General features: G+C 68.8%; 14 protein-coding genes. 7 read left to right on the forward strand and 7 right to left on the reverse strand.

The features are described 5' to 3' along the window. Positions 1-112: 112 nt before the first annotated feature. Complete coding sequence (locus EER27_RS00880; RefSeq protein ID WP_123086144.1) at positions 113-316, forward strand: dodecin family protein; 204 nt, start codon at positions 113-115, stop codon at positions 314-316. Positions 317-401: 85 nt separating this feature from the next. Here the strand turns inward: EER27_RS00880 and EER27_RS00885 are convergent, their stop codons facing one another. Continuing rightward, positions 402-1,214 (reverse strand): kinase, encoded by an 813-nt coding sequence (locus EER27_RS00885; RefSeq protein ID WP_223807108.1) that lies wholly within the window; start codon positions 1,212-1,214, stop codon positions 402-404. Between the two features lie 17 nt (positions 1,215-1,231). On the opposite strand from EER27_RS00885, the gene pdxH reads away from it, so the two are divergent. From pdxH to EER27_RS00905, 4 genes are all read left to right on the forward strand, one after another. Beyond that, positions 1,232-1,858: a pyridoxamine 5'-phosphate oxidase gene (gene pdxH, locus EER27_RS00890; protein ID WP_123086145.1), complete on the forward strand. Its 627-nt coding sequence runs from the start codon at positions 1,232-1,234 to the stop codon at positions 1,856-1,858. Between the two features lie 70 nt (positions 1,859-1,928). Then, on the forward strand, positions 1,929-2,723 hold the full coding sequence (locus EER27_RS00895; RefSeq protein ID WP_123086146.1) for a cobalamin-binding protein: 795 nt from the start codon (positions 1,929-1,931) through the stop codon (positions 2,721-2,723). A gap of 171 nt (positions 2,724-2,894) precedes the next feature. Next, a complete protein-coding gene (locus EER27_RS00900; RefSeq protein ID WP_123086147.1) occupies positions 2,895-3,839 on the forward strand; it encodes a lipase family alpha/beta hydrolase in 945 nt (314 codons plus the stop codon). A 1-nt stretch (position 3,840) separates the two neighbouring features. Further along, a complete protein-coding gene (locus EER27_RS00905; protein WP_123086148.1) occupies positions 3,841-4,836 on the forward strand; it encodes a lipase secretion chaperone in 996 nt (331 codons plus the stop codon). 57 nt (positions 4,837-4,893) lie between these two features. Here EER27_RS00905 and EER27_RS00910 read toward each other — a convergent pair whose 3' ends face one another. From EER27_RS00910 to EER27_RS00920, 3 genes are all read right to left on the reverse strand, one after another. Then, positions 4,894-5,406, reverse strand: a complete 513-nt coding sequence (locus EER27_RS00910; protein WP_190285584.1) for a DUF4426 domain-containing protein — start codon at positions 5,404-5,406, stop codon at positions 4,894-4,896. Positions 5,407-5,416: 10 nt separating this feature from the next. Next, a complete protein-coding gene (gene proC / locus EER27_RS00915; protein ID WP_123086150.1) occupies positions 5,417-6,262 on the reverse strand; it encodes a pyrroline-5-carboxylate reductase in 846 nt (281 codons plus the stop codon). A 107-nt stretch (positions 6,263-6,369) separates the two neighbouring features. Then, positions 6,370-7,065, reverse strand: a complete 696-nt coding sequence (locus EER27_RS00920) for a YggS family pyridoxal phosphate-dependent enzyme (RefSeq protein ID WP_425480802.1) — start codon at positions 7,063-7,065, stop codon at positions 6,370-6,372. A gap of 146 nt (positions 7,066-7,211) precedes the next feature. Between EER27_RS00920 and EER27_RS00925 the strand changes: the two genes are divergently transcribed. Together EER27_RS00925 and EER27_RS00930 are read left to right on the forward strand one after the other, a co-directional pair. Further along, a complete protein-coding gene (locus EER27_RS00925) occupies positions 7,212-8,249 on the forward strand; it encodes a type IV pilus twitching motility protein PilT (protein WP_123086151.1) in 1,038 nt (345 codons plus the stop codon). A 122-nt stretch (positions 8,250-8,371) separates the two neighbouring features. Continuing rightward, positions 8,372-9,502 (forward strand): PilT/PilU family type 4a pilus ATPase, encoded by a 1,131-nt coding sequence (locus EER27_RS00930; protein ID WP_123086152.1) that lies wholly within the window; start codon positions 8,372-8,374, stop codon positions 9,500-9,502. A gap of 223 nt (positions 9,503-9,725) precedes the next feature. Here EER27_RS00930 and EER27_RS00935 read toward each other — a convergent pair whose 3' ends face one another. From EER27_RS00935 to EER27_RS00945, 3 genes are all read right to left on the reverse strand, one after another. Continuing rightward, positions 9,726-10,700: a peptidoglycan-binding protein gene (locus EER27_RS00935; RefSeq protein WP_123086153.1), complete on the reverse strand. Its 975-nt coding sequence runs from the start codon at positions 10,698-10,700 to the stop codon at positions 9,726-9,728. A gap of 153 nt (positions 10,701-10,853) precedes the next feature. Continuing rightward, on the reverse strand, positions 10,854-12,101 hold the full coding sequence (locus tag EER27_RS00940) for a hypothetical protein (RefSeq protein ID WP_148040884.1): 1,248 nt from the start codon (positions 12,099-12,101) through the stop codon (positions 10,854-10,856). Between the two features lie 14 nt (positions 12,102-12,115). After that, positions 12,116-12,706 (reverse strand): DNA-3-methyladenine glycosylase I, encoded by a 591-nt coding sequence (locus EER27_RS00945; RefSeq protein WP_123086155.1) that lies wholly within the window; start codon positions 12,704-12,706, stop codon positions 12,116-12,118. Between the last annotated feature and the right edge of the window lie 5 nt (positions 12,707-12,711).

Consider the following 12,711-nt stretch of genomic DNA (forward strand, 5'->3'; position numbering starts at 1 on the left):
GGCGCACCGTCGTGCGTGGACCGGCAACGCTTGCGCGCCCTTAACACGGCCCGACCTAGTCTCCCGGTTCCGGCGGAGTGGCCGTCGGCACGACGCTCAGAAGGAGACTCCCATGGCGGTTGCCAAGATCATCGAAGTCAATTCCTCGTCCGCGGTCAGCATGGAGGATGCGGTCAAGTCCGGCCTCAAGAAGTGCGCCGAATCGGTGAAGAACATCAAGGGCGCGTGGGTCAACGAGATCAAGGTGGTGACCGACGACAGCGGAAACGTCATCGAATGGCGCACCAACCTCAGGGTGACGTTCGTCGTCGACTGATCGCCGCGCGGCTGCGCGAAGGACGGCGCCGTGACGGACATCGCGGCGCTGGAGGGACAGGGCGCCGCGGTCGTTCGCTCCGGCCTCAGCGCACCCGGCGCTGCGCGTCCTGCTGCCAGCTCCATTGCGCGATGTCCGGCAGTGCGCGCAATGCTTGCCGGCTGACCCGCTCGAACAACTGCACGAACCGATCCACCTGCGCGCGCGTCATCGCCGTGCGGCCAGGGCGCGCGGCGAGCAGTCCCTGCTCCTGTTGCCAGCGCCAGCCGGGCACCACGTCGAACCCCGGTGCGCGCAACAGCAGCAGGCTGTCCAGCCGCGCCCATAGCGCCGGGTAGTCACGGGCCAATGCGGCGTTGCAGTGGCGTCGCCAATGTCCGTCGGCGTCCTCGTCGCGCTCGAGCGGGTTGATCGGCTCGCGCAGTTCGTCCGGCGATTGCGCCGGCGTCTTCAGGAACCAACCTTCGAACACGACCAGATCGACAGCCTCCACACGCGTCCATCGCGATGGCGGCAGACGCGTGTCGGCCAGCTTGTCGAAACGCGGCACGCGCACGCACCCGCCGGCGCGGAGCGCATCCAGCACCTCGCACGCGAGTGCGACGTCGTGCGTGCCCGGCGGACCGCGCATCGCGAGCAGTGGGTGCACGGCGCGCGCCAGTCGATGCCGCTCCCGCCGGCCCAGGTAGAAGTCGTCGATCGACAGGGCCACCGCGCGCAGGCCGCGTTGTCGCGCCAGCCCCACCATCTGCCCGGCAAGTGTGGACTTGCCACTGCCCTGCATGCCGGCAATCGCGTGGACCCGCCCGCCATGGTGCAGGGCCTGGTCGAGCGCGCGCACCACCAGGGCCGAGGCGAAGGCGTTGCCAGTGGCGGCGGGGTGCAGGTGCGGCGTCATGCCGCCACAATAGGCGCATGACCGACACCGCAAACACCGCCCCGCCACTGATCGCCGCGCTGGCCGAAGCGCACGCCACCTTCGCGCAACTGTTCGAGGAGGCGCGCGCTGCAGGCGAGCCCGACCCGACCGCGATGGCCATCGCCACCGCCGGCCTGGACGCGCGGCCGTCGGCCCGAACGGTGCTGCTGAAGGCACACGACGAGCGCGGCTTCGTGTTCTACACCCACCTCGATGGCCGCAAGGGACGCGAGCTCCAGGCCAATCCGCATGCCGCGCTGCTGTTCCACTGGCCGCGTGTGCGCGACGGCGTGCAGGTCCGCATCGAAGGGCCGGTGGTGCTGGTCGACGATGCCGAGGCCGATGCGTACTTCGCTTCGCGCCCGCGCGGCAGCCAGCTCGGTGCCTGGGCGTCGTTGCAGTCGGAGACGCTGGATTCGCGCGAAACCTTCGAGCAGCGGCTGGCGCAGGTCGAGCGTGAGTTCGACGGTCGCGACGTGCCGCGCCCGTCGCGCTGGACGGGTCTGCGCGTGAGGCCCGAGCGCATCGAGTTCTGGTACGGCGCGCAATACCGCCTGCACGAACGCTGGCTGTTCGAGGCCGATCGCGCCGGCGAATGGAGCAAGCGGATGCTGTATCCGTGACGCTACGCCGGCGCAACGGCCGGCCGTCGTCCCACGTCTTCCCAGCCATACCCTGTTCCACGGAGTCGTCATGCCCGGTCCGCAACGTATCGTCTGCCTGACCGAGGAGCCCACCGAGACGCTCTACGCGCTCGGTGAACAGCACCGCATCGTCGGCATCAGCGGCTTCACCGTGCGCCCGCCCGTGGCGCGCCGCGAGAAGCCCAAGGTCAGCGCCTTCACCAGCGCCAAAATCGACGAGATCCTCCGGCTGCGGCCGGATTTCGTCGTCGGCTTCTCCGACATCCAGGCCGACATCGCCAGCGAACTCATACGTCGTGGCGTCGAGGTGTGGATCAGCAACCATCGCAGCGTCGACGGCATTGTCGATTACGTGCGTCGGCTGGGCGCGCTGGTGGGCGTCGCCGACAAGGCGCACGCCTACGCCGACGAGCTGCAGCGCGGCGTCGATGCCATCGCCGAGGCCGCTGCGCGTCTGCCGCGTCGGCCGAAGGTGTATTTCGAAGAATGGGACGAGCCGCTAATCAGCGGCATCCAGTGGGTTGCCGAGCTCGTGCGCATCGCCGGCGGCGACGACATCTTTCCCGAGCGCGCGGCCCAGTCGCTGGCAAAGCACCGCATCCTCGAAGACCCCAGCGAGGTGGTGCGGCGTGCACCCGACGTCATTTTCGGCTCGTGGTGCGGAAAGAAGTTCCGGCCCGAGCGCGTCGCTGCACGTCCCGGTTGGGATGCGATACCGGCCGTGCGCGATGGCCAGCTCCACGAAGTGAAGTCGCCGATCATCCTGCAACCCGGTCCGGCGGCCCTGACCGACGGCGTGACCGAGCTGGCCCGCGTGATCGGCAACTGGGCCCGCGCGATGTGAGCAAGCGCGCAGCGGCGCGCCGTCGTCGCTGTCCTGCCGGTTCACTCGCGTCGCTCTCCATGGGCTCCACCGCATGCTGCAATGCGGCTTGATGTCTCCGTACCCGTCCGTACAGTCGGGTCGGCCGACGCCGTCGGCCTCGCGTGCATCAAGGCTGGTCCAGGAGGGAGCATGTCTTTATCGATCTCGCAAAGGGCGTGGGGGCGCCTGCTTTTCACGTTGTTCCTGGCCTTCGGGCTGAGCTGGCCGGCAGTGGCCGGCGACTACACGAAAACCCGCTATCCGGTGGTGCTGGTACACGGCCTGCTGGGCTTCGACGAACTCGGCGGGGTGTTCGACTACTGGTACGACATTCCCGGACAACTGCGGGCCGACGGTGCCAAGGTCTACGTCGCCAACGTGTCCTCGGTGAACTCCAGCGAGCTGCGCGGCGAGCAGCTGATCGACTATCTCGAAACATTGCAGGCGGTGCAGGGCCACACCCGATTCAACCTGGTGGGCCACAGCCACGGTGGACCGACCGTGCGCTATGTCGCGTCGGTGCGGCCGGACCTGGTCGCGTCGATGACCTCGGTAGGCAGTCCGCACGCGGGCAGCAAGGTGGCCGATGGCCTCAACGCCACGCTTCCGGACGGCTCGCCCGGTCGCGCGCTTGTCGCCGGCCTGGTCAGCGCGCTGGGCGGCTTCCTGGAATGGCTGTCGGGTGACGACGACCCGCAGGACGCGCTCGCCGCGCTGGCCTCGCTCAACACCGACGGTGCCGCCGCGTTCAACGCCAGCTACCCGGAAGGGGCACCGACCAGCCCCTGCGGCCAGGGCGCCGAGCAGGTGGGCGGCGTGCGCTACTACTCGATGGGCGGCACCTCGGTGCTCAGCAACGTGTTCGATCCGAGCGACGTGATGCTGGGGGCCAGCAGCCTGTTCTTCGGCTTCGAGCGCAACGACGGCCTGGTGGGGCGCTGCGCGTCGCATTGGGGACGCGTGCTGCGCGACGACTACGCCTGGAACCACCTCGACGAGGTCAACCAGATCGCCGGACTGCGCGGCTTGTTCGCCTCCAGCCCGCCCAGCGTCTACCGGGCGCACGTGAACCGTCTCAAGAACGTCGGGCTGTAAGGTGCGCCGCCGCTGGCTCATCCCGCTGGCGGCGTGCGTGCTCGCGGCCGGGCTGATCGCCGTGATCGGCCTGGGCTCGGCAAGCGCGGATGGGGCGGTTGCGGCCGCCTCGTCCGCTGGCGTTGCTGGCCGGCAAGCACCGGATCGACTGCCACTCCCGGCGGCCGGTCCCGGCGAGAGGGCCGAAGCACGCCGTGACTCGCTGCAAGGCACCTCGGTCGATGGCGCGATCACGCTCGATGCCGCCGGCAAGCCGGTGCCCGATCGCGCGATGCGGCGCCTGTTCGACTACTTCCTGACCCGGCTCGGCGAGCGCGACCTGGCGGCGATCCGCGACGACGTGCGCCGCCACCTGCAGCCGCGGCTGGGGCCTGCCGCGCTGGCGCAGGTGCTGGCGTGGTTCGACCGTTATGTCGTACTGGAGCGCGAGAGCGCCGCGTTGGGCGTGGGAGGCGACCTGCGCGCGGACCTGCAACGGCGGCACGCGTTGCGTCGTCGTCACCTCGGCGATGCCGTCGCGCTGGCCTGGTATGGCGAGGACGAGCGGGCGCTCGCGGTGGCAATCGCACGCCGCGAGGTGCTGCGCGACCCGGCGTTGAGTCCTCAGCAGCGCGCCGAGCGGCTGGCGCAGCTCGACCGGGCGTCCGGTGCGGCCAGCGACGCGACCCGGACGGAGAGCCAACTGGTCGAACTGGTGCGTGAGCAGAGCGCCTTGTTCGACGCCCAGGCAACCAGCCCCGCGCAACGGATGGCCGAGCGCGAGGCGTTGTTTGGTGTCGCTGCCGCCCGGCGACTGGCGACGCTCGACGCGCGCCGAGCGCAGTGGGACGGTCGGGTGTCGGCCTATCGGGACCAGCGCCGGCGCCTGCTCGCCGACACGTCGCTGTCCGCGGCCGAGCGCCAGCGGCGCGTGGACGGTTTGCTCGCCGGTTTCACCGGCAACGAGCGACGACGCGTCGAGGCACTCGCGCGCCACGACCCGGCCACGACGCGATGACCTGGCGCGTGCGGCCCCATTGCACGCCGACGGGCGTCGCCCGTGCGGACGCGCCGCTCAGCGCGGAAAGATGTCGCGGCTGAACTGCAGTCGCGCCTCGGGCTTGCCTTGGCGCTGCACGAGGATGTCGAAGCGCAGCGTGTCCGGCGCGGCGACCGTGGCGGTGCCGACGTAGTCGATGCTGTCGCCGCTGCGGACTTCGCGCATGGCGATCGCCTGGCGGACACCGCGCAGGTCACGCACCGAGGCGACGACCGTGGCCGGCAGCGACGTCTCGGTGGCCTGCGGTCCCTGCCGCACCCCCACCATCAGCAGCACGCTGTCTTCGCTGCGGGCGATGCCGTACTGCGTGGCGATTGCCGCGCCGACGTTCGTCGTCGGAATCACGCTGGCACGCACCGTCGCGTCGCCGGCCTGCAGCACCGCTTCCTCGCGTAGCGCAGCGGCCTGGTCCGCGCTGTCGGACGGCGTGGAGGCTTCGCGACCGCAGCCTGCCAGGGCGACTGCGAACAGCACGGCCGCGGTGGTGGTCCACCGGCGGATCAGGCGTGCCGAAGATGCGGTCGGCATGGCGGGCGGCTCAGTCATTGGCGGCCGACAGCTCGCGGCCGCGCGCGGTTGCCGCGGCGATCGCGCGCCCGACCAGCTCGCGCAGTCCGCCGGCTTCGAAGGTTTCGATGGCGGCCTGGGTCGTGCCGCCGGGCGAGGTGACCCGCGCGCGCAGCACATCGGCGGTGTCGTCGGTTTCGGTCAGCATGCGCGCGGCGCCAAGCAAGGTCTGGTTGGCCAGGGCGCGGGCTGCCTCGGCCGGCAGACCTTGCGCCACTCCGGCGGCCTGCATGGCCTCGGCCAGCAGAAACAGATAGGCCGGGCCGCTGCCGGAGACCGCAGTGACCGCATCCATCTGCGTCTCTTCGTCAATCCACACGCTGCTACCCACCGCGCCCATCAGCGCGGCGGCCTGTTCGCGCTGCGCGGGGTCGGTGCGGGTGTTGGCGAACAGTCCGGTGATGCCGGCGCCCAGCAGGGCCGGGGTGTTCGGCATCGCCCGGACCACCGCGACCCCGCCGCCGAGCCAGCGCTCGAGTTGTCCGGCGGTGATACCGGCAGCAATCGACAGCGCCAGCGGCGCACGTTCGCGTGCCAGCCCGGCCAGATCGGTGCAGACCGTCCGCATCACCTGCGGCTTGACCGCCAGCAGCCACAGCGATGCACCGTCGGCGGCTTCGGCGGCGGTGGAAAACGTGACAACGCCAAAGTCGGCCGCCAGCGCCTCGCGCAGGGCAGTCACCGGTTCGGCCACGCGGATCGAGCCGGGCGCCACGCCGCGCGCGACCAGTCCGCCGATCAGGCTGCGGGCCATGTTGCCGCCGCCGATGAAGGCGATGGTGGGGAGGGGCGTGGACCGGGAATCGGCGATCGTCATCGGGTGTTGACCGGAGAGTGGGCGGGGCGGGCGGAATTGTGCGGACTGGGTCCCGCCAGCGCCATGAGAGCACGCTGCGCGGCATGCTCCCATGGCGTTAACAGGCCCTAGCGATCGGGAGCGCCGGCTTTCGCGGCTCGTTGGCCGAACAGCGCCGTGCCGACGCGGACCATCGTCGCGCCTTCGGCGATCGCCAGTTCGCAGTCGTCGCTCATGCCCATCGACAGGGTGTCCATGTCCGGGTGGGCGTCGCGCAGCGACTCGAACAACTGGTGCATGCGCGCGAATGCCGCCCGGCGGCGGGCGTCGTCGGGTTCCGGCGCCGGGATCGCCATGAGGCCTCGCAGACGAAGCCGCGATTGGGCGGCGATGGCGGCCGCCAGGCCGGCGGCCTGTTCAGGCCGGCAGCCGTGCTTGCTGGCTTCGTCGTCGATGTTGACCTGGACCAGCACGTTGAGTGGCGGCTGGTCGTCGCGCCGGTACCGGGCAAGCGCGTCGACAAGCTTCTCGCGATCGACCGTCTGCACCCAGTCGAAGTGCTCGGCCGCCTCGCGCGCCTTGTTCGACTGCAGGTGACCGATCAGGTGCCACTCCAGGGGCAATCCGACCAGCTCGGCCTGCTTGGCGAGTGCCTCCTGAACATAGTTCTCGCCGAACGCACGCTGCCCTGCTTGCGCAAGTTGTGAGACGGCTGTCGCGGATTGCAATTTGCTGACCGCGAGCAGGTCTGGCGTTGGCCGGGATGCTTGACGTGCTGCGTTATCAAGTCGTTGCAACACATCGTGCAGGGCGCGGGCGAACACGTCTGGTGATCCTTTGAAGAGGGCTGGAAAAGCGGCACCGGTACGGGGCTATACTGCCTCGCAGGGGTAACTTCATTCCAGCTGCATGCAGGCACCGACGGTGTCGCAACTGCCACTGGATCCGTTCGCAGTGCGGGGGAGCACGCATGGATATCGCCGAACTGTTGGCGTTTTCGGTCAAGAACAAGGCATCCGACTTGCACCTGTCGGCCGGCCTGCCACCCATGATCCGCGTCGACGGCGACGTCCGGCGGATCAACATCCCGGCGCTTGAACACAAGCAGGTGCATTCGCTCGTCTACGACATCATGTCGGACAAGCAGCGCCGCGACTTCGAAGAATTCCTCGAGGTCGACTTCTCGTTCGAGATTCCGGGCCTGGCGCGATTCCGCGTCAATGCCTTCAACCAGAACCGCGGCGCCGGTGCGGTGTTCCGTACCATTCCGTCCGAGGTGCTGACGCTGGAAGACCTCAACTGCCCGAGGATCTTCCGCGACCTGATCAACCAGCCGCAGGGCCTGATCCTGGTCACCGGCCCGACCGGTTCGGGCAAGTCGACCACGCTGGCGGCGATGATCGACCACATCAACAAGAACGAGCACGCGCACATCCTCTCGGTCGAGGATCCGATCGAGTTCGTGCACACCTCGCAGAAGTGCCTGATCAACCAGCGCGAAGTCCACCGCGACACGCACGGGTTCAACGAGGCGCTGCGTTCGGCACTGCGTGAAGATCCCGACTACATTCTGGTCGGCGAGTTGCGCGACCTCGAAACCATTCGCCTGGCGCTGACCGCGGCGGAAACCGGACACCTGGTGTTTGGCACCCTGCACACCTCGTCGGCGGCCAAGACGGTCGACCGAATCATCGACGTGTTCCCGGCCGGCGAGAAGCCGATGGTCCGCTCGATGCTGTCCGAGTCGCTGCGTGCGGTGATCTCGCAGGCGCTGCTCAAGAAGATCGGCGGTGGCCGTACCGCGGCCTGGGAGATCATGGTGGGCACGCCGGCGATCCGTAACCTGATCCGCGAGGACAAGGTCGCCCAGATGTACTCGTCGATCCAGACCGGTCAGCAGATGGGCATGATGACCCTCGACCAGCACCTGCAGGATCTCGTCAAGCGCGGCCTGATCGCACGCCAGCAGGCGGCCGAATACGCCAAGGATAAGCGTCTGTTCGAATAAGGCGGGAAACGGGGATGGGGGTTCGAGAATCGGGTCGTTCGCCGTCGCTAGAGTGATCCGATCCGCCCATCCCGGCCTTTCACGTTTCCCGTTCCCCCATTTTCGATTTCAGGACGACCGCCATGAGCACCATCGACTTCACCTCCTTCCTCAAGCTGATGGCGCACCAGAAGGCGTCGGACCTGTTCATCACGGCCGGCATGCCGCCGTCGATGAAGGTGCACGGCAAGCTGTCGCCGATCACCCAGAACCCGCTGACGCCCCAGCAGAGCCGCGACCTCGTGCTGAACGTGATGAACCCGCAGCAGCGCGAGGAGTTCGAGAAGACGCACGAGTGCAACTTCGCCATCGGCGTCGCCGGCGTCGGTCGCTTCCGCGTGTCGTGCTTCTACCAGCGCAACCAGGTCGGCATGGTGCTGCGCCGCATCGAGACCAAGATCCCGACGATCGAAGAGCTGAACCTGCCGCCGATCATCAAGACGCTGGCGATGACCAAGCGCGGCATCATCATCTTCGTGGGTGCCACCGGCACGGGTAAGTCGACCTCGCTGGCGGCGATGATCGGCTACCGCAACGTGAACTCGACCGGTCACATCATCACCATCGAGGACCCGATCGAATTCGTGCACAAGCACGAGGGCTGCATCATCACCCAGCGCGAAGTCGGCATCGACACCGACAGCTGGGAGGCCGCGCTCAAGAACACCCTGCGCCAGGCGCCGGACGTGATCATGATCGGCGAGGTGCGCACCCGCGAGGGCATGGACCACGCCATTGCGTTCGCCGAAACCGGTCACCTGGTGCTGTGCACCCTGCACGCCAACAACGCCAACCAGGCGATGGACCGCATCATCAACTTCTTCCCGGAAGACCGTCGCGGCCAGTTGCTGATGGACCTGTCGCTGAATCTCAAGGGCGTGGTTGCCCAGCAGCTGATCCCGACCCCGGACGGGAAGGGCCGCCGCGTGGCGATGGAAATCATGCTGGGCACGCCGCTGGTGCAGGATTACATCCGCGACGGCGAGATCCACAAGCTGAAGGAAGTGATGAAGGAATCGACCCAGCTGGGCATGAAGACCTTCGATCAGGCCCTGTTCGAGCTCTACCAGGCAGGCGAGATCAGCTACGAGGACGCGCTGCGTTACGCCGACTCGCAGAACGAGGTCCGCCTGCGCATCAAGCTGGCCCAGGGCGGCGATGCCCGCACGCTGGCTGCCGGCATGGACGGCGTCGAGGTTGCCGAGGTGCGCTGATCCAGCGCCCGGGCATTGGGTTTGGCAACGAAGGGACGGGAAACCGTCCCTTCGTCGTTTGTGGAGCATGTGGCGCAAGCCCCATGCGGTTTGCCGAAAGCAGGAGGCGCGTGGCAAGGCGAACCGTGCCTGCGTGGATCCTCGTCTGCCACGACTTCCACCTTCCGCGATCGTCAGGTGGGGCAGGGCCTGACGGGTTCACGGTGCCCCGTGATTTCCCCGCTCAATGCCGGACGTGCGGCCGCGATGCCCCCGGCGCCTTGCGGCTGATGCGCGTGCCGTTGTGCCGCGGGCCTTTGCCGGCCTTCGCGCTGGGCTTCGCGCCCGCCCTCGCAGCGGGTGCGCTCTCGGCACGGGCAGCGGGCATCGCCGGCATCGACGCCAGCGTCTCGGCGGTGATCTCGCCCACCACCGGCAGGCCACGGTCGGCCTGCCAGGCGCGCAGGGCCGCGCGGCTCATCTTGCCGATGATGCCGTCCACCGAACCCCGGTACAGACCCGCGTCGCGCAGTACCTGCTGTACGTGCCGGACGGTGTCGACGTCGATCCGGCGGGTTTCCTGCGCCGGTGCCGACACCGACCAGGGCACGTTCTGCTGCACTTTCGCCAGCCAATGCCAGCGATCGTCCATGCCGATCGTTCCACCGTTCCAGCGCCTGGTGCAGCCGATGAAGTCGCCCCGGTCGGCCAGCGCCGACAGCTTTTTCCAGGCCCAGAACGCGCAGGCAACCTGCAAGGCATGGATCGGGCTGGCGGCGAACTCGGGACGGGCCACCAGGTCCAGGCCCGCGATCGGTGCCAAGCTGGCATAGCCGTCCCGGCCGGTGATCTGCGCATAGCCGCGGCCGCGATAGCGCCAGCCGTCACCGCTGTTGGCGTCGCCGTTGCCCATGCGACTGGCGTAGACATTGTTGGCCAGCCGTTCCGGATTGCGCGCGAACGGAGTCGCGGCGGCAAGCGTGCGGAAGCGGCTGGGCCACACGGCCATGAGTCGCGGCGCGGAATAGTTGAGGTTTTCCTCGGTGATCGTGAGGCCACCGGATTCGTGGCCGATCTGGGCGAGGAAGAAGTGCAGGCGGTTGCGGCCTTCGGAGAGGCCGAAACGCTCGAACAATGCCTGGTGGGAGGCGGCGAAGGCGTCGAGGTGCGCCTGCGGCGCGCGCGGGTACAGCTTCTTGATCTGGCTGGGGGTGAGCATCGTGGCGGTCCTTGCGTATGGAGAAGGCAGGCACGGCAATCCAGCGCTTCGTGGCGCACGCCTGCATTTGCTCCAACGCAATCCCGTCAGCGGAAGGCCAAACGCGTTGTCGCGCGTCCTGGGCCGGCCGGCCCCGTCCATCGCCTCGGCCCGCTAGCCGCCGTCCTCCAGGTCGAGCTGGATCAGTTCCGCCCGCGCGACGTCGCGGGTCGTTCGCAGCGGCAAGCCAGCGACCCGCTCCCCGGGTGCCCGATACAGCTCCAGGCGGCAGCAATGCTCGTACGACACCTGGTAGCTGCTGCGCGCGCTGAGCAGGCTGGCGCCATAACAGCCGTGCCGGGTGCGAACGCGGAAATCGGCTGGGTAGTCGAACGTGTAGTGGCCGGCGCCGCGCCAGGGCCACGCGTCGGCCTCGGACGTCTGGCCGCCCTCCCCGGCCTCCGGGGCAGTGGGCGGCAGCGGGCAGCGCTGCCCGGAGTCGAGACGGTACTCGCCGGCACTCAGGCGGCCCAGGTGCTGCAACTGCCGGTTGGTGGCGTCCAGCAGTTGCGGGTCGTCGGCCAGCGCGCGACGGGACCCGGCGACGTCATCGTCCTGGGCGTCCGGTGGGAGGGCGATGTGCACGTAACGGTAGTCCACTCGCAGTCCGGGCAGGTGCTGCCTGCGCGCGCCCGCGCTGGAGAGCGGCCGATGCAGGGTCAGCACGTCCTGGCCGTAGGCACCATCGCGGTAGGCCAGCCAGGTGCGGCCGGCGATGCGGATCCAGTCGATGGCCTGGTCGCTGCCGCGACCGTTGATCGTGAACGCCCGCGGGCTGCCCGGGGCGCCTTCGTCGGTGGTGACCAGGCGGAAGCCGGCAACCGGGTCGCGCTGAAGCACCTCGAGCTGCGAGAACAACCCGGTACCGCCCAGGTAGTAGTCCACTGCGAGGTCGCGCTGGCCGTCGTCGTCGATATCCAGTAGCAGGTAGTTGAGCTGGCTGGCCTCGCCGTCGACGTTGCTGACCGCCACGCCGGTGTTCCAGTAGCGCATGAACGCCTGCCATTCGGCATCGCTCATGCCGGCGGGCTGCTGCGGCTTCGGGGCCGGTGCATCCTCGTCGCCATCCAGGTCGCGCAGCGGCACGGTGAATGCGATCGCACCGCCGATGGCGTGCCCGGCCAGCACCGCCTGGATCGGCCCGCGCGGATCGCGGGGCGACGCCAGGATTTCCTGCTGGAGCGTGCGCAGCGCTTGCGTGCTGTCATCCGCGTCGGGCGACGCGGGCGCGGGCACCGCGGCGCTCGCCTGCAGTGCCAGGCACACCAACGGCAGCCACGCCGCGACACGAACGCCCTTGCTGCGAGACCCACCGCGCGCCGCCGTCTCCGTGCCGCTGCAGCGCGTGGTTCCATTCGACAAGGCACGCATCGGCATCAGGAGCCGCTCGCCACGCCGCGCGCGGTCGTCGGGCTCACCGGCTGTTGCCAGGGCGGTCCCAGCGTGGCAATGCGCGCGAACACCGGACAGTCGGGGCGATGCGCACCGGGTAGATAGCCAAGGCTCATCAGGAACGAGTTGGTGATCTCGCCGCCGGTGAATCGGAACGTCTGCTTGAACAGCTTGATCCAGCTGGCCTTGTCGCGTGGCCTGCCATCGGCCACCCGATGCGCATCGAGCCATTGCGCAAAGCCGCCGTGCAGGCTGCGCAGGCGCCGGATGACCTGGGCGTTGTGGATCGCGGCGTCGACCTTGAGCCGGTTGCGGATGATGCCGGCGTCATTGAGCAGGCGCTCGCGATCGGCATCGGTGTAGGCCGCGACGGCATCCACGTCGAAGCCATCGTAGGCACGCCGGAACCCGTCGCGCTTCTTCAGCATCGTTTCCCAGCTGAGGCCGGCCTGGTTGATCTCCAGGATCAGGCGCTCGAACAGCACGGCCTCGTCGCGGTGCGGGAAGCCGTACTCGTGCTCGTGGTACGGCCCGTGCAGCGCGTGGCCGGGAGCAATGTCGCAGTAACCGGACATCGCGC

It is taken from the genome of Montanilutibacter psychrotolerans (assembly GCF_003719825.1).
Taxonomy (GTDB): Bacteria; Pseudomonadota; Gammaproteobacteria; order Xanthomonadales; family Xanthomonadaceae; genus Montanilutibacter; species Montanilutibacter psychrotolerans.